At 69.2% G+C, this 25,448-nt stretch carries 27 protein-coding genes; 14 read left to right on the top strand and 13 right to left on the bottom strand.

The features are described from left to right. Nucleotides 1-157 precede the first annotated feature (157 nt). Both B5D80_RS09330 and B5D80_RS09325 read right to left on the bottom strand, forming a co-directional pair. Nucleotides 158-997, bottom strand: a complete 840-nt coding sequence (locus B5D80_RS09330; protein WP_245854384.1) for a TRM11 family SAM-dependent methyltransferase — start codon at nt 995-997, stop codon at nt 158-160. Between the two features lie 4 nt (nt 998-1,001). Further along, nucleotides 1,002-1,544, bottom strand: coding sequence for a hypothetical protein (locus B5D80_RS09325; RefSeq protein WP_245854383.1), 543 nt, complete (start codon nt 1,542-1,544; stop codon nt 1,002-1,004). 447 nt (nt 1,545-1,991) lie between these two features. Between B5D80_RS09325 and B5D80_RS09320 the strand changes: the two genes are divergently transcribed. Further along, nucleotides 1,992-2,582 (top strand): hypothetical protein, encoded by a 591-nt coding sequence (locus B5D80_RS09320; RefSeq protein WP_088643395.1) that lies wholly within the window; start codon nt 1,992-1,994, stop codon nt 2,580-2,582. Between the two features lie 358 nt (nt 2,583-2,940). Here the strand turns inward: B5D80_RS09320 and B5D80_RS09315 are convergent, their stop codons facing one another. The 4 genes from B5D80_RS09315 to B5D80_RS09295 all read right to left on the bottom strand — a co-directional run bounded on the left by B5D80_RS09315 (nt 2,941) and on the right by B5D80_RS09295 (nt 5,783). Beyond that, nucleotides 2,941-3,735 (bottom strand): hypothetical protein, encoded by a 795-nt coding sequence (locus B5D80_RS09315; RefSeq protein ID WP_088643394.1) that lies wholly within the window; start codon nt 3,733-3,735, stop codon nt 2,941-2,943. 14 nt (nt 3,736-3,749) lie between these two features. Continuing rightward, nucleotides 3,750-3,947, bottom strand: coding sequence for a hypothetical protein (locus B5D80_RS34240; protein WP_245854381.1), 198 nt, complete (start codon nt 3,945-3,947; stop codon nt 3,750-3,752). A 116-nt stretch (nt 3,948-4,063) separates the two neighbouring features. Continuing rightward, nucleotides 4,064-4,813, bottom strand: coding sequence for a YbaB/EbfC family nucleoid-associated protein (locus B5D80_RS09305; protein WP_088643392.1), 750 nt, complete (start codon nt 4,811-4,813; stop codon nt 4,064-4,066). A gap of 655 nt (nt 4,814-5,468) precedes the next feature. Beyond that, nucleotides 5,469-5,783 (bottom strand): winged helix-turn-helix transcriptional regulator, encoded by a 315-nt coding sequence (locus tag B5D80_RS09295; protein ID WP_281253448.1) that lies wholly within the window; start codon nt 5,781-5,783, stop codon nt 5,469-5,471. A gap of 160 nt (nt 5,784-5,943) precedes the next feature. Between B5D80_RS09295 and B5D80_RS09290 the strand changes: the two genes are divergently transcribed. The 7 genes from B5D80_RS09290 (at nt 5,944) to B5D80_RS09260 (ending at nt 12,969) form a co-directional block, all read left to right on the top strand. Continuing rightward, nucleotides 5,944-6,834 carry an alpha/beta fold hydrolase gene (locus tag B5D80_RS09290; RefSeq protein WP_088643389.1) on the top strand — a complete coding sequence of 297 codons (891 nt, stop codon included), beginning with the start codon at nt 5,944-5,946 and terminating at the stop codon, nt 6,832-6,834. A 527-nt stretch (nt 6,835-7,361) separates the two neighbouring features. Further along, nucleotides 7,362-8,099, top strand: coding sequence for a hypothetical protein (locus B5D80_RS09285; RefSeq protein WP_245854379.1), 738 nt, complete (start codon nt 7,362-7,364; stop codon nt 8,097-8,099). Between the two features lie 109 nt (nt 8,100-8,208). Beyond that, a complete protein-coding gene (locus B5D80_RS09280) occupies nt 8,209-8,652 on the top strand; it encodes a SitI3 family protein (RefSeq protein WP_088643387.1) in 444 nt (147 codons plus the stop codon). Between the two features lie 412 nt (nt 8,653-9,064). Then, the gene (locus B5D80_RS09275; protein ID WP_088643386.1) at nt 9,065-9,352 is read left to right on the top strand and encodes a pilin; all 288 of its coding nucleotides are present in this window, start codon (nt 9,065-9,067) and stop codon (nt 9,350-9,352) included. A gap of 10 nt (nt 9,353-9,362) precedes the next feature. After that, complete coding sequence (locus B5D80_RS09270) at nt 9,363-10,271, top strand: conjugal transfer protein TrbL family protein (RefSeq protein WP_088643385.1); 909 nt, start codon at nt 9,363-9,365, stop codon at nt 10,269-10,271. Nucleotides 10,272-10,318: 47 nt separating this feature from the next. Then, entirely contained in the window at nt 10,319-11,212 is an 894-nt protein-coding gene (locus B5D80_RS09265) for a PrgI family protein (RefSeq protein ID WP_088643384.1), read from the top strand. Continuing rightward, the gene (locus tag B5D80_RS09260) at nt 11,209-12,969 is read left to right on the top strand and encodes a VirB4 family type IV secretion system protein (protein WP_245854378.1); all 1,761 of its coding nucleotides are present in this window, start codon (nt 11,209-11,211) and stop codon (nt 12,967-12,969) included. The genes B5D80_RS09265 and B5D80_RS09260 overlap by 4 nt, the downstream gene beginning before the upstream one ends. A gap of 170 nt (nt 12,970-13,139) precedes the next feature. Here the strand turns inward: B5D80_RS09260 and B5D80_RS09255 are convergent, their stop codons facing one another. From B5D80_RS09255 to B5D80_RS34230, 5 genes are all read right to left on the bottom strand, one after another. Then, nucleotides 13,140-13,844: a cation efflux transmembrane domain-containing protein gene (locus B5D80_RS09255; RefSeq protein ID WP_088643382.1), complete on the bottom strand. Its 705-nt coding sequence runs from the start codon at nt 13,842-13,844 to the stop codon at nt 13,140-13,142. Then, nucleotides 13,844-14,173, bottom strand: a complete 330-nt coding sequence (locus B5D80_RS09250) for an ArsR/SmtB family transcription factor (protein WP_088643381.1) — start codon at nt 14,171-14,173, stop codon at nt 13,844-13,846. Before B5D80_RS09250 ends, B5D80_RS09255 begins: the two co-directional genes overlap by 1 nt. Nucleotides 14,174-14,303: 130 nt before the next feature. After that, complete coding sequence (locus B5D80_RS34770) at nt 14,304-14,429, bottom strand: hypothetical protein (protein WP_281253447.1); 126 nt, start codon at nt 14,427-14,429, stop codon at nt 14,304-14,306. Nucleotides 14,430-14,505: 76 nt separating this feature from the next. Continuing rightward, a complete protein-coding gene (locus B5D80_RS34235; RefSeq protein WP_245854375.1) occupies nt 14,506-14,829 on the bottom strand; it encodes a hypothetical protein in 324 nt (107 codons plus the stop codon). Between the two features lie 20 nt (nt 14,830-14,849). Then, nucleotides 14,850-15,002, bottom strand: coding sequence for a hypothetical protein (locus B5D80_RS34230; RefSeq protein WP_169733045.1), 153 nt, complete (start codon nt 15,000-15,002; stop codon nt 14,850-14,852). 376 nt (nt 15,003-15,378) lie between these two features. Here B5D80_RS34230 and B5D80_RS09240 point away from each other — a divergent pair, with 376 nt between their 5' ends. The 3 genes from B5D80_RS09240 to B5D80_RS09230 all read left to right on the top strand — a co-directional run bounded on the left by B5D80_RS09240 (nt 15,379) and on the right by B5D80_RS09230 (nt 20,300). After that, on the top strand, nt 15,379-17,739 hold the full coding sequence (locus B5D80_RS09240) for a type IV secretion system DNA-binding domain-containing protein (protein WP_245854373.1): 2,361 nt from the start codon (nt 15,379-15,381) through the stop codon (nt 17,737-17,739). 212 nt (nt 17,740-17,951) lie between these two features. After that, complete coding sequence (locus B5D80_RS09235) at nt 17,952-18,806, top strand: replication-relaxation family protein (RefSeq protein WP_088643379.1); 855 nt, start codon at nt 17,952-17,954, stop codon at nt 18,804-18,806. Between the two features lie 120 nt (nt 18,807-18,926). Then, complete coding sequence (locus tag B5D80_RS09230; RefSeq protein ID WP_144081619.1) at nt 18,927-20,300, top strand: ArnT family glycosyltransferase; 1,374 nt, start codon at nt 18,927-18,929, stop codon at nt 20,298-20,300. A gap of 91 nt (nt 20,301-20,391) precedes the next feature. Here the strand turns inward: B5D80_RS09230 and B5D80_RS09225 are convergent, their stop codons facing one another. Then, nucleotides 20,392-22,650, bottom strand: a complete 2,259-nt coding sequence (locus B5D80_RS09225; RefSeq protein ID WP_088643378.1) for an NACHT domain-containing protein — start codon at nt 22,648-22,650, stop codon at nt 20,392-20,394. Beyond that, a complete protein-coding gene (locus B5D80_RS32855) occupies nt 22,647-22,961 on the bottom strand; it encodes a hypothetical protein (RefSeq protein ID WP_144081618.1) in 315 nt (104 codons plus the stop codon). The genes B5D80_RS09225 and B5D80_RS32855 overlap by 4 nt, the downstream gene beginning before the upstream one ends. A gap of 389 nt (nt 22,962-23,350) precedes the next feature. Here B5D80_RS32855 and B5D80_RS09220 point away from each other — a divergent pair, with 389 nt between their 5' ends. The 3 genes from B5D80_RS09220 (at nt 23,351) to B5D80_RS09210 (ending at nt 25,437) form a co-directional block, all read left to right on the top strand. Beyond that, a complete protein-coding gene (locus tag B5D80_RS09220; protein WP_088643377.1) occupies nt 23,351-24,040 on the top strand; it encodes a hypothetical protein in 690 nt (229 codons plus the stop codon). Between the two features lie 81 nt (nt 24,041-24,121). Beyond that, on the top strand, nt 24,122-24,847 hold the full coding sequence (locus B5D80_RS09215; RefSeq protein ID WP_144081617.1) for a hypothetical protein: 726 nt from the start codon (nt 24,122-24,124) through the stop codon (nt 24,845-24,847). 14 nt (nt 24,848-24,861) lie between these two features. Further along, nucleotides 24,862-25,437 carry a hypothetical protein gene (locus B5D80_RS09210; RefSeq protein WP_088643375.1) on the top strand — a complete coding sequence of 192 codons (576 nt, stop codon included), beginning with the start codon at nt 24,862-24,864 and terminating at the stop codon, nt 25,435-25,437. The last annotated feature ends 11 nt before the right edge of the window (nt 25,438-25,448 follow it).

Raw genomic sequence — 25,448 nt, 5'->3', positions numbered from 1 at the left:
GCCCGCGCCACTGTCCGCGAGCAACGCCGCCCGACCCCTTGCGAGTTCTCCGCAATCACTTACCGATTGGGTTCGACCGAACCCGAGTACCCGCATGGCATGATGAGCCCTCCGGACACCCGGATTCGTCGTGCGAACACTTGGGTTCGTCGGAACTTCAGGACTTTCCACTGCGGCGCAGGACCAGTACGTCCTCATGCGCCACCAGGTGCACCGGGATGCCCGCGTCCCTGGCCCGCCGCACGGCCAGCAGACCGAACATGTTCGCCCGGTGCACGATCCGCCCGTCCCGCACGGCGGCGAGCATCGCCGCACACCGCTGCACCGGCAGCAGCCCCACCGACCGGGCCACCGCAAGCAACTCCCCCGGCAGGTCGATCAGATCGTCGCGGTGGCGTCGCACCGGCCGACACGTGATCACCACGAACCCACCCGGACGCAACAACTGGCAACTGGCTGCCAGGATCGCGGCGAACCCGTCGAACAGCCGCGACCAGCCGCCGTAGGCGAGGTTGCCAGCCTCCCGATCCCCGTACAGGTGGTGGCGCTTGCGGACCCCGCTGCTGGTGAACCGCACGAGCCCGTGGGTTCCCCGCCCGTACGGCGGGGAGGTCAGCACCAGAGCCACCCGCCCGACCACCGATGACGGCACCAAATCCAGCAGACCCGTCGCGTCACCCGTGAAGACCTGCCCGCTACCCGCCGCGCCCTGTGACGCCGCGAGCGCCACATTCGCGGCCGCCAACGCGGTGAACCGGGGCTCGACGTCTATCCCGATCCCCTGCCGACCCAGATGCATGGCCTCGACCATCGTGGTCCCAGACCCGCACATCGGGTCGAACACCAGATCCCCCGCCGCGGTGTAGGCACCGATCGCGTGCGCGGCCAGATGCGGCAGCATCTTCCCGGGGTGGCTGGATGTCGCCGACACGTACCGGCCCCGCCGCTGATCCCGCGCCGGCTGCTGACACGTCAACCACACTGACGTCACCGGCATCGGCTCAACCATCGGCTTGCCCGGCCGACGTCGTGCTGCGGGTGAGGATCAGCACGTCGGTGTGGATGTCGAGCAGACCTTGGTGGCCGCGTCGCGGCGGCCGGTCGGCCGCCACCACATGCTGCAGGTACGCCAATCCGGCCTGCCTGGCGGCGACGACCACGTCAACCGGCACGATCACGTCCCCGTGCGGCAACAGGACCGCCACGCACCCACCCGGCACAAGGTTGGCCAGGCACCGCTGGAAGAAGCCGACCGGGGACGCTGCGGTGCCCGGCCAGCCGGTGACGATCAACATGGCCGGCTCACGACCCCACCCCACGTGCCGGCCCGCGTGCAGGTGGCTGCGTCGTCGGGCGGCGATGACCGCACGCGCCAACTGCGGCCCCGTAGTCAGATCGATGACCAACCCCGACGGGTGGGTGAGGTTGTGGACCAGCCGCACCCCCATCGCGTCGGACATGGTCTCGCCCGCCCGGGGCGCGGGAACCGGCCAAACGGTGATCGGCACCGGCGGATCACCGGGCACCACGTCCCCGACGGGCATCGGCGCGCGGTGTGAATCTCTGTCGGCCATAGGCACGATGGCCCCCGGACCGGCGGACGTACTGACGACTCTCAGTGCGCCACTGACAGACCGATCGAACCCACCCCCGGCCTGACAGAAACTGGCAACCCGCCCGGCGCAGGGTGCCGAGCGTAGTCAGAAGGGCGAGAAGGAGCAGGTTGCTCAGGACGAACCCACGTCAGCTCCCGCCAGTCTGCGGCATGGTAGCGAAGCCCACTGGGCAGAGGCGACGGGCCGACCTGCGGGTACCCGGTCGCGGCGGCAGGGTGGCGACGCTGCCCGACCCGTAGCCTTTGACGATGGACCAACCCTTGGAGATGGTGTGGTCGCGGTCGTTGTGCGTCCGATCGTGCGCGACGACAGTTGCCGCCTCCAAGGTCCTTTATCTCACTACCCACGGCAGAGCCGTGAAGGCAGACTGCTGGGATGACTGAGGCAACGGCGGCCACCCCCGACCCCTGGTCGCCAGCACACCACCCAGAATCCATCGCCGTCACCGAAGCGCAGTGGTGGGTCTGGACGCTCCGGCTCTGCGCACGCCGCCTCGACGAGCAGGAGCTTGGCCTGTGGCTGCCTGACCCCCGGCAGATTGACGCTCGGCAGTTCGTGGTTGCCCTGCGGCAGGTCGAGTACGCCACCCGTTTGATGCTGAAGGGGACGCTGCTCGACTGCTGCCCAGCAGCTCGGGCGAAACTAGAGGCCGCTCGGGAGCGCTTCTTGGATAAGGTCCCAGGCGCAATCGCAGCCCGAGACATTCTGATCCACTTCCACGACTACGCCCTCGGTGAAGGCACCCGTCAGAAGCAGCAGAAGAAACGAGACGGTGCAGTAGCCGCAGCTCGCGATCACTGGGGAGGCGGGTACGACCCGGCCACCGGTGAGTTCAAACTCGGCCCGCACCGCATTAACATCAAGCGGGCATTGGAGGAAGCCGAGGTCCTCTCTGATGCCATCTACTTGGCGGCGAAGGCGTTCGACGACTACCAGGCAGCCCAGCGGGGGGCCAGCAGCTCCTAGCGGCGGATCTCTGTCCGACCAGCGGGAAACCGGAGCCGCCCCTCACGCCCGTTGTGGACTAGCACCTGCAGGCCATCTCGACGGCGACGAGGGCAGGCGGAGAACCCCGGCAAGACGAAGGCCGGCCCTTGCTGACAAGCGCTGCCTCGCTGACGGCGAAGCGATACTGCACCCAAGCTCTGAATCTGAAAAGGTTTGCCCGCACGAGTCGGGCCAGCATGGACGGAGCCACCACCGTTGATCATTCTGGACACCAACATCCTCTGGGACGTGACGCCAGACAGCAGCACTGCCGACCTCCTCCGGGCACTCAAGGCAGCCAACATCCACGTGGGTCTGCACGCCCCGCAGCACTGACTTAACCCGGCGCCAGCGACCAGTCCGCGTCTCCGTCCGTCACAGTCGCATCGCTATAGGTGGAGGTGTTGGGCGACGGCCACTTTCCGCCAGGGAACGCCGTCGCATCGACAGCCTCGCCGTGCAGGTTGACCATCGTGGCGGCCTGGGCCGTCAGGAAGGTCGTCAGGGTGCCGATGGCAGTGGCGATGACTGCGGTGCTGAAGCCTGCCTCCTCCAGGAGCAGGGCCGCCCCTGCCCACGAGAAGACAGCTGTCCCCAGGAACCCGATGGCAATGGTGGACGCTGCGATCAGCTTGGTCAGTACGACTGCCAAGGTGGCGTAGAAGGCAGCGCCGGCCGCAGCGCACGCCAGCAGGTGAACTGACGTGCTCGAAGCGATGGTGCCGATCCGAGACGCCGCGGTGGAGTGGCTCTCCACACTGGCCACGTAGGCGTCGCGGGCTTTGCCGGACCAGTCCGAGTCATCGACCACCAGGTGCTGCGCGGACAGAGCGCTGGCTACCCCCGTGGCTGAACCGCGAACGTTCATCCACTCCCAGGCATCCATGAACATGAAGATCGGCGCAGTCGCGCCCTTCAGGATGTCGAGGAAGAGTTCGATCAGGTACTTGCCAACCTTGACGCTCTCGCGGCCCAGCCACAGCAGGGCCTGCGAGACCTCTTCAGGTACGTACCAACGAGCGGCGGCGGCGATGGTAGCCGGCATGATCTCGTCCAAGCGCCTGTCGAAGTCGTCTAGACCGCTCCTGATGTCGGCAATCAGGGCCTCGAACTGTGCCTTACTGAAGTCCACCGGTCAGCCCCAGCTCAGTAGAGGTTTCGGATCTTGTGCGCGTTGTTCCGGTCTTCCTCGTCGTAGGTGTCAGCAACCTTCCGTAAGGTCTGCCCCACCTCGGTGGTGGCAGTCCGTCCCTCGCTGCATCTCTGGCTGACCTGGCGCACTACGTCGTTGTACGGCGACACGATGAGCTGGAACAACCCGGCCTCGACCCGACCCAACTCCATCCCAGCGACCTTCGACCCGATCGTCCCGATGGCTTCGCTCTGAAGGTCCCACTCATTCGCCTCAGAGCGAAGAGTGTTCGTAGCTACGGTTACCTGGCCACGATCTGGGGGCGGCATCAGCGTTCCTCTCGCTCGTGGTCGGCCTGCGCGAGGTGTGCCAGGGTCGCCAACGTCTCCCGGGCCAGGGTGTCGGCAACCGCCGCCGCATCCTCACGTTTCAATACTTGATCATGTAGAGCAGACCGCGCCCGCCCCAACGCCTCGGACAACCCGGAGTTGATCTCCGCTGCGCCTACACGTTGCGCCCAGCTCGCCGCGATCTCGATCTCCTGCAAGCCGGCAGGCGAGAGCGTGATGAAGATCGTCCGTTCACGGTTCCGGCCCGATGCCGACGCCGGCTGCTCCCTGCCACTTGTGCGGACCGCCTGAAGGGCCTTCAACACGTCCTCGGTCAGGGCGAGATTGTCTCGTGGCTGGCCGTATAGCGGGGTCTTGGGCAGCGGGTCCGAGGTCTCACCCCTGTAGTTGCGCTGAGCGCGCGTCTCGATGCGCTCCACCCTGGCCAGCCAGGAGGCGCTGTCGAACCCCTCCGACCATGCACGCTGCGCCTCGGCTACAGCGTCCTGGAGGGCTGCCGTGACGGCCCGCCCCAGGTCCTGCGGCTCCACACGGTGCTGCCAAACGCTCTCAACACGGATAACAGTGGGCAGGCCGTCTGCCCCGACCGTCACTCGCACGGCGCCGCTCGGATCAGTTCCCGTCGCCTCTTCTGAGGGCGTACGCGCGTTGACCGAGGCCATCAAGGCGTTCAGATCCGCCGTGTACTGATGAAGCCGACGCAGCCTGCCGAGGATCTCGTCACTCATCTGCTCGCCGCCGGTCCAGACGTCACGCTGCTGGCCGAGCGAACGGCAAGCAGTCCGAGAGCGGCAAGAGCTACGGACGAGTGAGCGAGCAGTACGCCGAAGATCACCCAGGCGCCACCGACGAAGAATCCGAGCATGACCGTAGCCACGAGGCCCGCCGATACCCAGGCGAGGACTCCAATCCCGCGCCGGGCAGCAGTCGGGACCTGCTTTTCTGCCCACGTCACGACAGCAGCCAGCAGAGCTACCGCGAACGCGGCGGCGAGTGCCACCTGTGTCCAGGGAGAGCCGAGGAGAGCGAATTCGGCGACATCAGGGAAGGAGGACACAGCCATGATCGTCACGGGCAGCTCAAAGATCGGCCCAACCAGCCAGAGCGTGGGGAGTGTCCAAGTCGAACGCGTGCGCCCCGCAGTCGAAGTTGACGGTTCCAATTCTGTCCCCCGTCTGCAGGCCACCGAGGCGAACCCGCATCTCTGTGCAACGAATCAGTAGCTTTCAGTGGCTAATCAGCTTGCCGGAACATCTGACCGTGCAGCAACCCAGTCAGCCACTTCGTCGATGACCGGACAAGTCGGAGACGTGCAGCGCGATCCACGCAACTGGTACCTCAGCTGCTAAAACTCTGCCGGGGCACTGAGGCTCACCCCCTCACCTACTGGTCCCGACGAGACTTGACCGCCGACGTATGCAGCGCGTCGATCGTGCCCATGTTCGTCTCGGCCCAGCGTTTGAGCTCGCGCAACGGACCGACGAGCGTGTCGCCGAGCGCGGTCAGGGAGTAGTGCACGGCGGGCGGACTCGTGGGCTCCACCCGGCGGTGGGCGAGACCGTCGTCTTCGAGTTGCCGCAGGGTGTGGGTGAGCATCTTCTGGGAAACGCCAGGCATCCGCCGGCGCAGCGCACCGAACCGCAACTCCTGGTCGTCGGCGAGCAGCAACACGATCATAACGGTCCATTTCGATCCCACCCGGTCGAGCAGGAGCCGCGTCGGGCAGTCGGCGTCGAAGAGGTCACCGCGCCCTGCGGTGGTTACCTCGGGGTGACCAGGGCTGCCCGATGTGCCTTCTTTCCCGTTCACAGAAACTCTCCTAACGTTCCCAGGTAACCGATGGTAACCAGGAGTTGTGATGAGTTGTACCACCCACGGGTACCGGGCGACGATCGAGAAGATTCAGCTCGACGATCTCCACGTGAGCGTGCGCCGAGCCGGTACGGGAAGCCCCGTCATGCTGCTCCACGGCTTTCCGCACACCAAGGAGATCTGGCGGGAGGTGGAGCCACTGCTGGTCGCCACGGGCCACCAGGTGCTCATGCCCGACCTGCGGGGAACGGGCGGCACCCAACGGACGACGGGCGGCTACGACGCCGCGAGCCTCGCGATGGACCAGATCCGCCTCCTCGACGCGTTCGCCGTGCGGGCAGCGCATGTCGTCGGCTTCGACGTCGGCGCCGCGCCCGCGTTCGCTCTCGCCGCCGCCCACCCCGACCGGGTGCTCAGCCTCACCATCGTCGAGGCGGTCATCAGCGGACTCGCCGGCGCGGAGGATTTCCTGAACGCCAGCGGACCGTGGTGGTTCGGGTTCCACCAGGCACCGGCCGGTCTCGCCGAGAGCGTCCTGAGCGGTGACGAGGACCGCTACCTCCGGTTCTTCCTCGGCAACGGGTCCCGCGCCGGGGTCCCGGAAGACCTCGCACGACACTTCGTCCGCGCCTACACAGGACGGGACAGTCTCCGTGCGGCCTTCGAGCACTACCGCGCGATGCCCGCGAACGCGCAGTGGAACCGTTCCTGGGCCGAGCACGGCCGGCTGACCATGCCGGTGACAGCCGTCGGCGCCTCGACGGTGGGGGACGCCCCGGCGCGGCAGCTCACGCTGATCGCGGACCACCTCGACGAGCACCTGCTCCCGCACAGCGGACACCTCGTTCCCGTCGACGCCCCCGACGACCTCGCCGCGATCGTGGCGGCGACCGCGGCCCGGGCGACATCGGCCCGCACCCGACCGCGAACGAGATGAGCAACTCCGCCCAGGGATGGTTGCCGGACCGAAACGAAGCCGTTGTGTGGCAACGACTGCACGAGGTGCTGCCGGTCGCCGATCAGCTGGGCACGTCCCGGGTGATGGTCGACGGCTCGCACATCCAGGCGCTCAGGGGCGACCTAAAACCGGTACGAGCCCAGTTGACCGCCACAAGCCAGGCTCACAACACCACCTCATCACCGACGCGCCAGATCAGAAGCACTCGTGGTCGACTCCGGCAACGACCCGCCGGCCACGGACGGTCGGCATCGTCGGGCCCCTCGGCGAGCATCGACAGTCAGCGGCAGGTGGCCGGGGCGCGCAGGGACTTCGTCCGCCGGTTGGCCGTGTGTCGTGCCGAGCAGCGAACCTGTCATGGGCTGACAGGTCCTGTCGCGGTCTGACAAACCGGGTCTCGTGTCAGGTCCTGCTGACCCAATCGGTGGTCTCGGTTCCCGCAGTCAGCGAGGGACCATCTGTCGAGGGGCATCTGCATGACTGCGACCAGCCGTTCCCGTGGTGCCGTGACGGCCCTGACCACCGCCGAGTCGGCGTTCGCGTTGTTGACCTGTGAGCCCGCACCGTTGGTGTTCGATGCCCGTCCGGTGCCGGGCCTACCGGATGTGCTGCTGCCGCTGACCGAGTTGCGGGTGTTGCTACGGTGCGAGCGTTTCGACAGCGACACCACCGACGAGTTGTGGCGGCAACTGGCGCAGCATGCCCGCGAATTGGGTCCGGTGTGGGTGGTGGGAGCGATCGGTGTCGCATTGCCCGCGTTGACGCATCTCGCGGCGAAGATCAGTCGTGGTCGGGCAGCCCGGCATGCCGACGATGTGGACTCCGAGGTCCTGGCGGGTTTCCTGCAGGCGCTGCGTACGGCGGACCTTGCCGCGCCCCGGTTGTGGCTACGGCTGTGCTGGGCGGCGTGGCGGGCGGGTGCCTCAGTCGTCAGGGCCGATGAGGGTGAGGAGTTGCCGGCGGATCCGTCTTGCGGGTCGCGGCTGCCGCGGATGCCGTACGGGCATCCGGACCTGCTGCTCGGTCGGGCGGCGGCAGCCGGTCTGATCACCGGGGAGGCAGCCGAGTTGATCAGCGCGACCCGGTTCGGTGACGCGTTGATCGAGCAGTTGGCGGTGGAGCGGGGTGTGACAGCGGCGGCGCTGCGGATGCGTAGGCGGCGAGCGGAACGGGTGGTGGCGGCTGCTGTCGTTCGAGGCGACCTGTCCGGCGGGGTCCGGGTTCCGGTTCCCGCGCGATCGTGACGGTCTGACCGCATGACGTGGTCGGCATGGCGGGCCATACGCTGGGCGTCGCACGTAACCCCGCAAAGTTCATCGGATCGTCGGGCGAGACTACGCAGAGGGGCCGGGGATGGGCGTCGAGTTCCGGCTGGTCCTGGCCGGTGATTCTGCCGTCGGCGAGGTCACCGCCGCGACCCGCGACGAGACGCCGCAGCCGACGTCGAACCCGCGCCTGTTCGCTGCCCGCCTGTACGACCAACGCGGCTGCGCCGTCACCGTGCGCCCCGGCACCCACGGCTACTACGAAGCCGAGGCCGACGACGAGGCCCGCTGGGAATGGGAACCGGCCATCTACGTCAACGTCACCTTCTCGATGCGCGCCGACGACCTGGCCGACAAGGCAATCCCGAACATGCTGACGGCGGTGGCCCGGGTACTGGCCGGTCGGACCGAGGACGCCGCTCTGATCCAGGACGGCAACTACCTGCTGCTGACCCGCACCGACGGAGTCGTCCGCCTGCACCGCAGCACCTGGTGGGACCACTACCAGCTCAGCCACCTCTTCACCGTTTGAACTGGGCTTCCCGGCCACTGCCGCCCCCTGCGCACCGGGCTCATTTGCGTGCGGCGAAGCGGTACCGCCGGTGAGTCGAGAGATCACCGCAGGGGCGTCGAGGACCCGCCGGTGTGTGCGGTGCGCGGGCCCGGGGAACCCCTGTTGATCGGTTCGGTCAGGTCGTGACAGGCCTGCGGTGGGTTCGATCGGCCTGACAGCCGAGATCTGGGTGGTGCATGTCATCCACGGCATGCCCGCCCGGTGGGGACCACCTCTGGGACGAGGCACTCGGTTCGGCACGGTCGGCGCGGCGTACTGACACCGCTATCCCTTTCACCACTGGTAAGGGAGGAGCGCCCCCACCGGACCACCGGTCTCGTCTCTCGGTCCCCGCCTGGCGGCCCCCGCAGACCCGTTGTGGAGCGCCGCCATGCACCTCACGTTCTCCGTGCTGTCCGACCTCGCTGCGTCGCCGCCGTTGGCGGTGAACAGCATCAACCAGGTCATCGCGAACATCACCGCATGGATCATGGGCATCATCGCGATGGTCGCGACGATGTTCCTGGTCATCGGTGGCCTGCGCTACATGTCCGCCGGTGGCGATCCGGCGCAGATCGAACAGGCCAAGACCAACTTCAAGTCCGCTCTGGTCGGCTACGCCCTGGCGGTGTTGTCGCCGGTGATCCTGCAGGTGCTACAGGGCATCCTCGGCGGCTGAGGCCCCGGTCATGGCCACGTGGCTGATGGACGACATGGTCGGTTGGCTCGCCGGGAAGGTCGTCGATCTTCTCGGCGCTCTGCTGACGTTTTTGACGTCGTCGTTGTTCGTCTCGCCGGACGTCACCGTCCTGCCGCAGGTCCAGTCGATCGCCGCCCGCAGCGCACTGGTCGTCAACGCCTGCTTCGTCCTGGCGATCATCGCCGCGGGCGTCACCGTGATGGTCGGTGACGCGGTGGAGACCCGCTACCAGGTGAAACAGCTGCTGCCCCGGCTGGTGGTCGGGTTCGTCCTGTCGGCGTTCGCGGTCCCGCTGACGGGGGCCCTCATCGATGTCGCGAATGCGCTGACGGTGTCGATGGTCGGGGTGTCCGCACCGACCACCGAGGCGGTGACGTTCGTGCGGGCGCGGCTGGTCTCGGCGATGACCGACCAGAGTGCCGCCCTGCTGACGGTGGTGATCGGGCTGCTGATCGTCGGGTTGCTGTTCACCCTGGTGGTCAGCTGGCTGGTGCGGATCGGGGTGCTGGTCATCCTGGTCGGGATCGCCCCGGTGGCGTTGGCCTGCTACGCCACCCCCTGGACGCAGGGTGCCGCGCAGTTGTGGTGGCGCAGTCTCCTGGGTTGTCTGGCCACGCCCACCCTGCAGGCGGTCGCGTTCTCCACCGGCATCCACCTGTTGACCGATCCGGAGTCGAACCTGCCGATGCTGCTCGGCCTGCCCGGCTCCGACGCCCTCAACCTGCTGCTCGTGATCGTCGTGCTCTGGACCACGGTGAAGATCCCCAGCCTGATGGGGCGTTTCGTCACCCGGCCCGGCCGCAGCCCGAACATCGTCGGGCTCGTCCTGCGCACCGTCACCCTCCAGGGGATGACGCGTGGCCTGGGTCGCCTCGCCCCGGTCCGCCGCCCGAGATAACCCACCACCCCGCCCGCCCTGTCGGGCCGTATGCCTGGGAGAGGCACATGAACAACTCTGATGACGGCAGCCCGCATGCTGTGGTTCCGGCGAACATCAACGAACCCGACCGGATCGCGTTCGGGTTGACGTTCCGGCAGCTCGGCATCATCGGCGGCACCGGCCTGGCCGGATTCGCCGCCTACCGCACCTACGGTCCGCTGCTGCCGCCGGTGGTGTGGATCGTCGCCGGGATCGTCGGGTTCGCCGCCGCGACCGTGGTGGCGTTGGGCCGCCGCGACAACCTACCCCTGGACGTGTGGCTACGCCACGGCGTGATGCTGCGCCGCAGCCCGCGCATCCTGACCCCGGGAGCGGCACGAGCCAGCGCGGTCGCCGTGGCTGCCGGCACACCGCCGGTGCCGGCGCCGCTGCGGTCCCCGGTCACGGCAGTCAGCCCGAGCGGTGTCCTCACCTGCGAGGGCAGCGACAAGGTGCTGATCGCCTGCGGCACCACGAACATCCACCTACGCACCGGCAGTGAGCAGAGCGCACTGCTCGACGGGTTCGGTCGGTTCCTCAACGGCCTGACCGGGCCCGCGCAGATCGTGGTCGCCGCACAACGCCACGACCTGACCGGGTACGCGCAGGCGACCGTCGACCATGCGTCCCGGCTGCCGCATCCGTCGTTGCGGGCGGCCGCCGCCGACTACGCCGACTTCCTGGTCGACCTGGACAACACGCGGGATCCGCTGCGCCGGCAGGTCCTCGCCGTCGTCACCGGCGCACACACCGCCGACACGGCTGTGCGCGCGTTGTCCGGTCTCGGTGTTGAAGCCACCGCCCTGGACGGGCCCGCCGTCGCTGCCGCGCTCGCGGGCGCGGTGGACCCGTTCGCTGCCCCACCGCCGGGCCCCCGCGCGGTGCCCGGCATCCCGATCACCCTACGGAGCACCCCATGAAACGACCCACGAGCATGACGAGGAACGCCGCAGGTGGGGACCTGATGCCCTCCCCCGCCGCCGTGTCGGTCACCCCGGGATATGTGCAGGTCGGCGAGGGTTACGCCGCCACCTACGTGCTCTGCGGCTACCCCGCCGAGGTCGGTCCGGCGTGGTTGGATCCGCTGCTGTCGTATCCCGGGCGGGTCGACGTCGCGGTGCACCTGGACCCGGTGGCACCGCAGCTGGCCGCGCCGATGCTCAAGCGGCAACGCGCCCGCCTGGAGTCGTCCCGCCGTCTCGACGCCGACCGGGGACGTCTCGACGACCCGATGGTCGAGGCGGCAGCCGCCGACGCGGCCGGTCTCGCCGACCGGGTCGCCCGCGGCGCTGCGAAGCTGTTCGACGTCGGTATCTACGTCACCGTCCACGCCCGTACCCTCGACGAACTCGCCACCGTCACCGCCGGGGTGAAGGCCGCCGCCGCGGGGGTGCTGCTGGATCTGCAACCGGCCACGTTCCGCCATCAGCAGGGCTGGATCGCCACCCTGCCCGTCGGGGTGGACCCGCTGCGGATGCGCCGCATCCTGGACACCACCGCCCTCGCCGCCGCGTTCCCCCTCGCCTCAGCCGACCTCGCCGCCCCGGCCCCCGGCGTGATCACCCCACCCGACGGGGTGCTGTACGGGGTGAACACCACCAGCAACGGGGTGCTGATCTGGAACCGGTGGGCGCAGGACAACCACAACTCCGTCGTCCTGGCCCGCTCCGGAGCCGGCAAAAGCTATTTCGTCAAACTCGACGTCCTGCGCAACCTGTACCAGGGCACGACCGTCAGCGTCATCGATCCCGAAGACGAGTACGCGGCCCTGGCCGACCACGTCGGCGGCACCGTCATCGCCCTGGGCCGGCCCGGCGTCCGCCTCAACCCCCTCGACCTGCCCGCCGACACCCGCCCCGACACCCTGACCCGCCGCGGCCTCTACCTGCACACCGTCATCGCCGTCCTCCTCGGCACGCCACCACCACCGGCCGAACGCGCCGCCCTCGACCGGGCCATCACCGCCACCTACCACCGCGCCGGCATCACCAGCGACCCTGCCACCTGGACCCGACCCGCGCCGCTGCTCCGCGACCTGGCCGACACGCTGACCGCCGACAGCGACCCGGCCGCCCGGCAGCTCGCCACCCGACTGGCCCCGTGGACGGTGGGGAACTTCGCCAGCCTGTTCGACGGGCCGACCACCACCACACCGGGCGGGCACCTCGTCGTGTGGTCGCTACGGCACCTGCCCGACGAACTGCGCACCGTGGGCACCCTGCTGGCGTTGGATGCAATCTGGTCGGGCATCGACACCCCGACACCCGACACCCACCGCCGGCGGCACCTCGTCGTGGTCGACGAGGCATGGCTGCTGATGCGCGACGGCGAGGGCAGACGGTTCCTGTTCCGGATGGCCAAAGCCGCCCGCAAACGCTCCGCCGGGCTCGCCGTCATCACCCAGGACGCCGCCGACGTGCTGTCCACCGACCTCGGACTCGCCGTGGTGTCCAACGCCGCCACCCAGGTACTGATGCGCCAGTCCACCCAGTCGATCGACGCGGTCAGCGAAGCGTTCGGCCTGACCACCGGGGAATCGCGGCTGCTGCTGTCCGCGTCGCGGGGTGAGGGCCTGCTCGTCGCCGGCGGCAGCCGCATCCCGTTCCGCAGCGTCGCATCGGCCGCCGAGCACACCCTTGCCGTCACCGGCTTCGAGTTGGAGAAATCTGATCGGTGATCCCGACCGAACTCTGGGGTCCTTTGCTCCGGTTCCGAAGGGGGGACCCCAGGGTTTAGGGAACATCGGATTGTCTGGTCCTGCGTGTCGACACATTCGAGGTGCCTTGACCCTCCTCGGTGCCTGGAGGGCTTTGTCGAGGTCAGGGGTTCTGGTCTGCCGGCGGGTGGTCAGGTGGTCTGGTTCGCGGGGGTGCAGCACCGGTCGGTGCAGGCCGAGGCTTCGCCGGTGGGTGCCGGGGCGCAGCAGGTTTCTCCGCGCCAGGCGTCTCGGCCTTCTTTGAGGGCGACGGCGGCGATGACCAGTGCGGCGATCGGGTCGGCCCAGTTCCAGCCCAGGACGCTGTTGAGTCCGAGGCCGACGAGTAGGACGGCGGATAGGTAGGTGCACAGCAGTGTCTGTTTGGAGTCGGCGACGGCGGTGCGGGAGCCGAGCTCGCGGCCGGCCCGTCTTTGTGCGTAGGACAGGCCGGGCATGAACGCGAGGGAGAGTGCGGCGAGCATGAGGCCGATGGTGGAGTGCGCTGCCTCGCTGCCGCCGAGTAGCGCGCGGGCGGATTCGACGGAGATGTAGGCGGCGAGCGCGAAGAAGGAGATCGCGATGATCCGCAGGGCGGTTTTCTCCCGGGCTTCGGGGTCGTGGCCGGCGAACTGCCAGGCGACCGCCGCAGCGGAGGAGACCTCGATGATCGAGTCCAGGCCGAAGCCGATCAGTGCGGTGGAGTCCGCGGCGGCACCGGCGCTGATGGCGACGACGGCCTCGATCAGGTTGTAGCCGATGGTGGCGGCGACCAACAGCCGAATTCGGCGGGCCAGGACGGTGCGACGCGCCGGGTTTGGCCTTGCGGGCGTGACGGGCAGCAGCGGAAGGCTCATCAGCAGCAGCCCTTGTCAGCGGCATCGGGGCAGACTGCGGGGTCGACGGCGAGGACGAGGCCGAGTAGGTCGTCGAGGGCGTGGCGGATGCGGGTATCGGCGAGTTCGTAGCGGGAGCGGCGACCTTCGGGGACGGCAACGACCAGGCCGCAGCCGCGCAGGCAGGCCAGATGGTTGGACAGGTTCTGCCGGGTCACCCCAAGCAGATCGGCCAGGTCAGCCGGGTAGCCAGGCGCGTCGCGCAGGGCGAGTAGCAGTCGGGCCCGGGTCGCGTCCGACAACGCGTGGCCGAAGCGTGCAAGGGCTTGGCCGGGGGTTACGGTCTCCACACCCTCAACAGTACATCAGGCAGTGTATTCAGCAGGTAGTGAACTGATTCTCGTGTGATCTCTGCCCCGTGCACCGCCGACACCTGCGGGGCTTCGTGTTCGAACGCGGGCGGGGACTGATCGAGGCGTGTCAGATGCGGTACGTGGCCCTGCGGTCGGGGCTGTTGACGGTCTCGATGTAGCGCATGGCTCCGGCGGTGGACAGCCCGAACAGTTCGCAGAGCATGCGCAGGTAGCCGCTGGCGGCGTGGGCCACGTCTCTTCGCGCCCCGCCCACGGCTGCCCTTGCCGAACCTGACGTACACACTGCCGTACCCACCCCGATCGCGGCATCATTCCCGCAGGTCCAGCATCCGGGTCTCGTTCATCCTCACCCCGATCCGCCGCCACAACGACGCCGCCAGGTAGTCCCGCGCGGCCGACAGGAACTTCCGCGCCGACGGCAGCCACTGCCGCCACTGCGAGAACAGCAACTCGACGTCGTCCTCGCCCGGCGGCACTCGCGCCGCCCCATGGTCGGCGTTGACCGGCCGGTTGAACTCGTCGATGACCTGGTCGACGACGCAGCCGGTCAGCTCATGGATATCGCCCTGACGTCGGGCGGCCAGGAAGGTGAAGAACTCTTCGACGCTCCACGCCTTCTTCTGCACCGTCAAAGCCGCTCGACCTCACGGCGCTACGCAGCGAGCAGGCGGTCGGCGTCAGCTGGCCTCGCGGTCCACACCGGCCGCCCCAGGAAGCGGATGAACTCGAACAACGTCGACCGATCACCGGCGAGGGTGCTGTCGCAGATCCCCGCCCCCACACACGCGAGCAGGTACTGATCCACCAATTTCCTGCTCGCAGTCCCCTCATCCTCAGCAGATCCGAGCCGACACGGCGAACCCAACGAACGCACGACAGCCAGCCCCACACCCCTCCAACGATCGAAGAGATTGGCAGGACGTCATGAAGCCAGGATTCAGGTCAAGATTCCCGACCAACGGTCAACCGGCTGCACAGCCGACGAGAAACGTGAGATCGCCGCACTGGCCACCGACTACATTCGCCACCAACAGCATCGACAGAGATCAACTCTTGGTAGTTCCGGCAACCGGCATCGGGCAGGCCGCATGACGACCACATCGTGGCCGGCGGACCTTGCACAGTGGGTCCTTGCCCGGCCGTGGCTCGGTGTCGTCGCCGCCACCGCAATCGTCGTTGCGGTGATCAGCTATGACCAGGTGCTCGCCTGGCGGCATCGCCGGTTGACCGCCGGGGCACGCTGGTTGACCATCGCCGTACCCCCGGAGGTCACCGCGCAGGCCGCTGCCGTGTTCTGGACCCTGATGGTCGGTGCGCTGACCCCACCGGCGTGGCGGCGACGGGTGTTCGGCTACCCGCACGTCGGCTGGGAGTACACCTGGACCGGCCGGTCTCTGACCATCCGGGTGTGGGTGCCGGCAACGGTGCCGCTGGGGGCGGTCGAGGCCGCCGTCCGCGCCGCGTGGCCCGCCGCCACCCTGACCGTCAGCGACACTGCCGCGCCGATTCCCACCGACGTCGGCGTGGAGGTGGGTGGGGCGTACTGGCCGCAGCGTGGCGACGGGGTGCCGCTGCGGACCGTGCACGACACGGATCCGCTGCGGGCGCTGTTCGCCGCCGGTGCCGAGGTCCGCTACCGGGAACACGCCTGCGTGCAGATCCTCGCCCGCCCGGCGTCGACGCGCCGGGTCCGCGCCGCCCGCCGCGCGGCGGCGACCGCCGCCACCCACCCCCACGGTCGACCGGACCCGGCCGCCCGGGCGGTGTCGCAGGTGGCCGGGATGGCTGTCGCCCCGCTGCTGTGGTTCCTCGACGTGTTCACTCCCGGGTCGCCTCGACCGGGCAACCCGGCGTCGGGGGTGCGGGTGGCGGAGCGGGACCCGGTGGCCACGGCCGACGCCCGGACGGTCGTGGAGAAGGCGGTGCGGGTGCCGCACGTCGAGATCGCCGTACGGTTCGCCGTCGCCGCCGACGACAGCCCCACCGACACCGACCGCGTGGCGCAGCTGCGGGCGCGTCTGATCGGCCTCGGGCACACGATCGCTACGGCCGCCGCCGCGTACACCGGCCCGAACCGGCTACGGCGGATGAGGATGCCGCAGCCGGTCGCGACGCTCGCCGGCCGCCGGTTACGCCGCGGGTTCCTGGCGACCGTCCCGGAACTCGCGGTCCTCGCCGCGCTGCCGCAGGACCTCGCGGTGCCGGGCCTGGACCGGGCACGCGCCAGAGCGGTGCCGGCGCCGGTGCAGGTGCCCTCCGGTGGACGGGGGGTGAAGGTGCTGGGCCGCTCCCAGCTCGGCGGTCACAGCGTCGGGTTGGCGGTGGCCGACGCCCGGCAGCATGTGCACGTGGTCGGCAAGACCGGCGTCGGTAAGTCCACGCTGCTGCTGAACATGATCCTCGCCGACATCAGGGCCGGCCGGGGAACGGTCGTGGTCGACCCGCGTGGGGACCTGGTCACCGACGTCCTCGACCGGCTACCCGCCTCCCACGCCGACCGGATCGTCATCATCGACCCGGACCAGGAGAATCCGGGCTGCTTCAACCCCCTCGACGACCAGGGTGATCCGCACCTGGCGGTGGACAACCTGGTCGGGATCTTCGCGAAGATCTTCGCCGGGCAGTGGGGGCCACGCATGGACGACACGATGCGGGTGGCGTGCCTGACGCTGATGCGGCATGCGAAACCCACGCTGAGTCTCGTGCCGTCGCTGTTGCAGGACCGCCAGTTCCGGGGCCGGTTCACCCACGGCCTGGACGACCCGGACGGCCTCGGCGGGTTCTGGCTCTGGTACGACGGCATCAACGACCAGTTCCGCGGTCAGGTCATCGCCCCCGTCCTCGCCCGACTCCGGGCGTTCCTGCTGCGGGACTTCGTCAAGAGCGTCATCGGCAACGCCCACTCCTCGTTCGACATGGGTCGGGTCCTCAACGGCGGTGTGCTGCTGTGCCGCCTACCCAAGGGTGTTCTCGGTGAGGAAACCAGCCGCATCCTCGGATCGCTGATCGTGGCCCGGGTGTGGCAGGCCGCCATCGCCCGCGCCAGCATCGCCGAGGACCGCCGCCGCGACGCCGTCCTCTACATCGACGAATGCCAGAACTTCCTGACGTTGCCCGGCAGCATCGGCGACATGCTCGCCGAAGCACGTGGCTTCCGCCTCGGCCTGGTGCTGGCACACCAGGATCTCGCCCAGCTACCCCGGGATGTGGCGGCGGCGGTGTCGGCCAACGCCCGGTCGAAGCTGTTCTTCACCGTCGACCCGGCCGACGCCCGGGAGTTGTCCCGCCACACGAAACCCGAACTCGACGAGCACGACCTCGCCCACCTCGACGTCTACACCGCCGCCGCCCGGCTGCTCGTCGGCAACCGGGAGCTACCCGCGTTCACCTTCACCACCCACCCGCCGACGCCGGTTGTCGGTGCGGCGACCGCGATCCGGCACGCCTGCGCCACCGCCCACACCCGCACCGACGGCGAGCCGCCGATGCAGCAGCTCGCCCGCACCGCGATGAAGCGACGGATGACCTCCCGCGACCGCTGACTCGTCTGAGGGCCCGGCGCGTTCGGGGCCTCGACCGGGTACGGCATCGGGGGCTCGTTTGGGGGTGTCCACGACACGAGCCCCCAACCGAGCCCCCACCACCGGACCTGTCAGGTGCCCGACCTGCGCACACCGTGGCATCAGCCCCCACGACAGGACGATCAACTCATCCAGACTCCCTACGGGATTCTCTCTCCACGGGGTGACCCTTCATGCCCACACCACGTTCTCCCAACCTGCTGTCCCTCTACCCGCACATCACCGCCCGCGACCGGGCCCTGCTGCACCTCCTCGACGACCACCAGGTCCTCACCACCGACCAGATCCACCGCCTGTTCTTCCGAGCCCGCCGCACCTGCCAGATCCGCCTCGGTGAACTCGCCGACCTCGGCCTGCTGGACCGGTTCCGGTTCGCCCGCGCCGGCGGCGGCAGCCAACCCTGGCACTGGACCCTCGGCCACCAGGGATACCGCTTCCAGGCCGCCGCCCACCGACGCCCGGAGCCCACCCTGCGGGCAACCCGCCAGGCCGTGCACCGGCTGTCGGCGAATCCGCACCTGACCCACCTGCTCACCGTCAACGAGTTCTTCGTCCGACTCACCACCCACACCCACCACCATCCGGGGACCCACCTGGACCGGTGGTGGTCCGAGGCACTGACCACCCGCCAGTTCCGCACCATCACCGCCGACGGGCACGGCCTGTGGCGCGTCGGCGACACCACCGTCGGGTTCTTCCTGGAAGCCGACACCGGCACCGAACCCCTCACCCGGGTCATCGCCAAACTCGACCGGTACGCGCAGCTGACCCGCCGCGGCGGCCCCCGCTACCCGGTGCTGTTCTGGCTCGGCAGCCAACGCCGCGAGGAGCATCTGCACCGGGCTCTGCGCGACCGGCACGACGACGTTCCGGTCGCCACCGCCACCCATCCCGGCGACCCCGCCGAAGCGGTGTGGCTGACCGCCGGCACCACCGTCCGGGTCCCCCTCGCCGGGCTACCCAGCAGCCACGGCCAGCCCGTGGCGGACAACCCGAACTTCGACGACGACGGAACCTTCGTCTGTTGACAGCGCTGCTCGCGGCGTCGCAACCGCTCGCTGACTGCCTGATGGGCCCCTCCGCCGGCGACATCCATCGACCGCGCATCTCCAACCGGTTACGCGGCTGCTGTCGTTAGAGTCCTGCCCGTGAATGTCTCCGCTGCGGCGCGTAGCTCGCTGGCCGCCACCGGTGTCGCTGTCGTGGCGAACTTCTTGGTGCGGGCAAGCCACCTGCGGATGGTGCAACTCGACTACGACGACGGGGTGTACTGGCAGACGGCGCTGGCGGTGGCCGACGGACACCAGCCCTACGCGGAGGTGTTCTTCGCACAGCCACCGCTCTACGCGTGGCTGTCCGCCCTACCGTTCGCGCTCAACGGCGGGGAACTGGCGGCACGGATCCTCACGATCGGCTGGGCGGTACTACTCGCCGCCGGAGCCGGCATCCTGGGCCGTGGGCTCGCCGGCCGGTACGCCGGGATGGCTGCGGCGCTTCTGGTGGCATTGCTGCCGCCGGTGCAGCGATACTGCTTCCAGTTCGGTGCTGATCTGCCCACCGCTGCCCTGGTCACCTGGTCGGTGGTGTGCGCAGGCCGGGGACGGCTGCGCTGGTGGCTTGCCTCGGGGACGCTGCTGGGTGTGGCCCTGGCCATGAAGCTCATCGCGGTGGTCGTGCTGCCTGCCCTACTGGTCGTGACGCTGATGAGCCGACGACGGCTGGCCGCCCTCGCATCGATGTCAGTCGCGGCGGTGGCGGTGTGCGTGCTGACGCTGATCGTGACCAGGCCGCCAGCGGTGGTGTGGGACCAGGTTGTCGCCCTGCACCTCAGCGCGGCTGATGCTCCAGGACAGCCGGTCCCCGCTGGGGCGACCACCATGCTCGCCGTATGGATCGTGCCGTTCGGTCTGCTGTCCGCAGCCGGGGCGTTCCTCTGCCTGCGTCGCCTGTCCAGGGCGCAGCGTCCCCTGGTGCTCGCGCTGCTGGTGTGGGGTGTCAGCGGAGTGGTCTTCGCGGGTCTGCACCGGCCGATCTTCGAGCACCATCTGTTGCTGTTCGTCGCTCCGGGAGCGGCGATCATCGCCGCCGGCTTCTTCACGCTGCTACGCCCAAGGATGCACCTGGTGACGACAGCGGCACTCGTGCTGACCTGTGTCGTGCAGGTGCTGACGATGCCGGTCAGTCCGCGCCTGGAAGCCAGCGCCATGCTGCGCTGCCTGCGCACCCTGCCCGTCGGGTCAGTCCTGGTCACTGACGATCAGGAGATCGCCGCCCGTGCCGGCCTGCGTACACCGCCGTGGCTGGCCGACACCTCACGGGTACGGATCAGCAGTGGCTACCTCACCACCAGCGACATCATCACGGGGGCGCAGGGTGCCGTGGGTGTCCTGTTCGCCCCGTCGGACCGGGCCAAGTTCGTTGATCCCGCCATCGCCGAGTGGGCACGGCAGGAATACCCCGCCACCTACAGGGCCGACGGCTACCTCTTGGCAACCGTCACTCCCCTGGGCTGCCGCCAGTGACGGGCACCTCACTTCGGTGCCGTCGGTCTGGATCCGCCGCTCTCGACAGTGCCGCTGGTGCCGTACCACGCGCCGAGAGCGTGGCGCATGCTCAGCGGGCGGCGGTGATGTGCGCCTGCCCGTCCTGGTCGAGGCTGTCGTGGGCGAACCACTCACGCAACTGGCGGTGGCGGAACTGATAGCCGATCCCGGAGATCCGCATCAGCCCTGCCAGGTATGCCCAGTCGAGGAATGCGCCGAGCCGCCACGGCAGGTCACCGCGAAGCTTCATGATCGTCATGGCGATGACGTAGCGCAGCCACGCCTGCAGGCTGAGGACGAAGGCGCCGGCGAAGCCCAGGATCGCTCCGATGGCAGCACCGGCCCACAGCGGATAGCTGAGGAAGATCGGGAAGACCGTGCCGCAGAGCACGGCGCAGAGCAGCGCGAGGATGAGGTCGTTCTGCCAGGCGGTTCGCAGGTCGCTGCCGCCGGAGAGCCCTCGGTCCAGCCGGACCTTGTCCATGACCAGGCCGAAGAGGATCGCAACCACGACCCCCACGACGGCACCGACGATCCAGCCGCCGACCAGCCAGGCCAGAAGGCCCAGCGCCGCGCCGATCGCCAGGCTGATCTCCGCGGCTGCGGCGACGCGCTGGGGGACGGTCATCTGCCGCATCGCGCGGCTGCGGTACTGCGCAGTTTTCGTTTTCGACCGTCGGGGCGTGGGGGTGATGGCGAGCCACCCGGCCCAGACGATCAGCACGATGCCGGCGCCAGCCAGCCAGACCAGGGCGACCGTCTGCTGCTCGGAGAGCCGCACCGAGCCGCTCCAGAGAGCACGCAGTGCCGACCCGCCGTGCCCTGCACCGCCGACGATCGCGAGCAGGCACGGGATAAGGAACCCCAGCGCGCACGCCAGGTGGATGACCAGGTGAACGAGACGCACCAGGTGCTGTCCGGCGATGGCCCACATCGTGTGTAGGGCCAGTGTGGAGTTCGAGTAGCGGGCCAGTACCCGCAACCAGCGCCGCAGTACCTGCTCGTTCGGCACCGTGAAACTCGATCCGGAGCCGCCGCGCTGTCCCGGCCGGATGATCCTCTGCTCTTTCCGACGGCGGTTCAGCATCGCCGACGGGAAGGCATCCAGCAGCATCGCCTCGAACCGTCCCGCCGTCTCACCGAGAAGCGTGGTGGGATCCAGCACGTCGGCGTCTGCCGCGGCCGTCAGCGCGAGGGTGAGCCGCCACGGCGTGCGCAGCAGATGGTACGCCGCCCCGTCTGCTCCGGTCCTCAGCGACGTGAGTACCGGAAGCCACCGCTGCTGCTCCACGCGGTCGCCGTCGAGACGCTCACTGACGAACTCGGTGATCTGATCAACGCTCAACGCACCGACCCGCACGACAACGGCCTCCATGACCGGAGGGTCGAGGGACTCGTAGACCGCGTCCCGGCACGTCAGCACCACCCCGGCGGTGTCCTGATGCGATCTGCGGAAATCGTTGATGCGGTCGACAGCCCACTGCGGGTCCCGTGGGCTGTCCGGCGCGGGCTCCATCTCGTCGAGACCGTCCAGCACCGGCAGGATCAGACCGGAGAGAGCAAGTTCCTCGGCGTCCTCGCGGGGAACCTGGTACTGCGCCTGGAGTTGATGGGCGAGAAACCCGGAGAGGTCACCATCCGACCAGTTCGCCAGATTGAACCGGATAGGGACTGAGTTGGGTTCGGCTGGCCACTCCTCGTTGGACAGCCCAGCATCGAGGAGCTGGATAATCAGCTCCGTCGCCAGCACCGTCTTGCCCGCGCCCGGCTCACCGAGAATGACCAGACGCTTCGCCGAGAGCGCCCGATAGTAGTTCGCCACCTCACGCAGCGACCCGGACGGAAGATCACTACGGGCGGGTCGACCAGTCAGTACGTTGTCGGCCTCGATCGGGGTGAAGGTCAGGTCCGCCGGGAGTTCGGAAGGCCCCTTGTGCAGCAGCACCGAACGACCATCGAGTTCCTTGGTACGCACGACCAGCGCCAACTGCCGTGCACACTCGCGCAGTCGGGCGGGATCAGCGGCACCTGACCTCTCATCCATGTACGCCGCCTTCGATGGTCCCGAGCGGAACCCGGTCACCAGGAAGAGAGCAGCCATGCCTCCGCTGACCACCATGATGCTGTACAGCAGGGTCGACCGCGCATAGAGCGGGGCGGTCAGGAACCCGGCGAGGCACAGCACGCCGAGCCCCCAGGCGCCCACCTGACTGTAGTGGCGGAAGATGTTGATCTGCTTGGCGCCGGGAGCGGCGATCGGTGCGATGCCGCCATAGACGTTGATGGTCTGGTGGTGCGTCTCCGGCGGCGGGCGGGACTGCGTGGTCACGTGCCCGGCGGTGGGGTGTTGAACGTGTTGGTCTGAGTCCCACCAGGACCCACGATCGGTGCGATGCCGCCGTGGACATTGATGGTCTGGACGCCGCTGGACGGCGATGGTCCGCCGTCGCCTGCCGGCGACGACGTCGGGCTCGGCGTCGGATTCGCTGATCGTCGTGCCGTCACCAAGCCGAGAACGCCGAGTACGACAGTCCCGATGAAGGCCGCGACACTGGACCACTTGTCGGCCTTGTCCAAGCCCTCGCTGATCAGGAACACGGCCCAGAGCGCAGATGCCGCACCGGCCACGAAGAACGCCACAGAGGCCCGACCCAGGCGCATACCGTCATCATGCCCGACATCGAGGCGACGAGACGGCCCTCGCGTGGGGTGCCGCTGAGTACAAAACCTGACAGAGGCCCGACACCATCTGGCAGCACAGCTCAGCCGCATGATCACGATTCCTGACAGCGCCGGTGCTGTCAGGTCACCGCGCTACGGTGCGGCTTCTTCTTTCTGCTCGCACCGCCGCCCGTCTGTCCCTCCCGGACCTGCCCCCGCGCCACGGGATCACCCTCAGCCCACCCTCCCGGTCGGCCCGTGATCCCCACCCGCACCCCAAGGCAGTGCTCCGCCGCAGACGCCGCACCCCGGTGACCCCACCCCACACACCACCTCACCCTGCCCTGTCGCGAAGGGAGCACTCCGTCATGCCCACCCCCACTCCCCCCACCGGCCACGTGATCACCGTCTGCTTCACCCCCGGCGTGAACGCCGACTGGTTCGCCGCCTCGGAGAAGGTCCACGACCTGCTCCACATCAACGGCACCCCCATCCGCCGCTACCGGGTCCGCCACCGCCCGCTGATCGGTTGGCTGACCCGGTTCTTCGGCTACTGGCTGCTCGACGCCGCCCGACGGTGCGGCGCGGTCACCCTCGCCGCCGGAGGCCGCAAGAGCCGCCTGGACCTGACCGGCACCGCCGCCCGCGCCGCCCACGACGCCGCGCTGCGCTGGCGGGCCTGGAACACCCACATCGGCGCCACCACCAAACCGGCCCGTCCCTTCGAGGACTTCCTCGCCCAACACCACATCGCTCCGAGCACCGTCACCCTCTACGAGGCCCGCCGCCGCTTCGAGCTGCAACCCCGCGTCCTGGCGATGCTCGCCCACACCTTCGACCCCTACGAGCTGTCCCTCTACCAGGCAGGGGAAGCGACCTACGCCGGCCTGCACTGGCGCATCGCACTCATCGGCGACGCCCTGATCACCACCGACGGCCGCCTCCTCACCCCCGCCACCGACTCCGTCGCCGACCGGTTCCGCTTCCTCAACGAAGCCTGCGCCTACCTGCGCGCCCTACGCCCCGACGCCCGGCTGTGCGCCATCGCCACCGCCTGAACCCCCACACACCCCCCGAAGGCTGGCCACCGCCCCACGCGGTGACCGGCCTTCGCCATCCCGTCTGTGAAGGAGACCCCGGTGTTCCTGACCGATCCCGCGCTGCGACGTATCGCCGCCGACACCAACGACGTCCTACCCGAACACCTGTGGCGACACGACACCGCCACCCTCGACCCACTCGGCGACCTCGCCCGCCTCCTACACCGCACCGCCCGCGACTTCACCGACAGCACCACCACCCTCGACCAGACCCTCACCCGGCTCGGTGCGCTCGCCGACACCACCCGACACCGGCTCACCTCCCACGCCGACGGACCCCTGACCGGCTACCCGCACACCCTCACCGACGTCCTCACCGCCCGTGAACGCCACCGCCTCCTCGGCACCCTGCTCACCGCCTGCTACCGCGCCTGGCGCAGCCACCGGCCGATCAGCGGCACCAACGAACGGCACCTGCTGCTGCACCCCGGCGACCCCGCGCAGGGTGTCGCCACGCTGCGCCGCCACCCCGACCGCACCTGGCTGGTGATGCCCGACGCCGAAGCCGCCACCGCCTTCGACATCCCGTACGCCAACCGCATCGTCGGGGAGGTCACCGACACCGACCAGGGGTGGACACCGACCGCATACACCGACCCCCGCCACCGCCACGGCCCGATGGCGTACCCGCTGCCCGACTGCGACGACCTCCCCACCGCCTGCCGGGCGCTGCTGCGCTGGTGGCAGCTGCGCCACTCCGACGCGTGGCGCAACCGCACCCCCGCACAGCTCACCCCCACCGAACTCGCCCACCTCACCAGCTGACCCCGGGACACCTGATGCCGCACCTCGACCCGGTCAACCGGTGGATCACCCTCACGACCGGCCGCACCCTCGACCAGCACGCCACCGACCCGATCCCCGCCGCCGCGCACCTCCCCGACGCCGCCGCCACCCTGCGGCACCTACGCACCGAACTGCTCCTCGCCGCCGACCAGCTCCGCACCCGGCTCATCAACACCGACGACCTGACCGATCTCACCGCCACGGTCACCGGCGTCGTGCAGACCATCACCGACCTGGGCCGCGAGTACCGGCAGGCCCGCGACCGCGTCGACACCCTCATCGCCGACACCACACGGACCGTCCACGCGCAGACCCACGAGGGCAGGGTGGTGCAGCGGCGCTACGTCAACCCCGGCGACACCGTCCTGGTCGTCCTGCCCCATACCGACTCCTGCCGCCGGCTGCACCTCGCCGGCCACGCCACCCACATCACCGTCGGTAGCTGCGACGCCCGGCTGCGACCGTCCGGCAGCGTCGAGCCGCTGCGACTCGCCCACCCCGACGCCGGTATCTACCGCGACCCGACCAACGGACGCCTCTACATCCTGCGCACCAGCACCGGCCACTGACGTCGCCGACG

Origin of the sequence: Micromonospora wenchangensis, assembly GCF_002210435.1 — a bacterium.
GTDB classification, from domain to species: domain Bacteria; phylum Actinomycetota; class Actinomycetes; order Mycobacteriales; family Micromonosporaceae; genus Micromonospora; species Micromonospora wenchangensis.
Note: the sequence above shows the minus strand (reverse complement) of the source record. Positions and strands in the feature narration are given on the sequence as shown.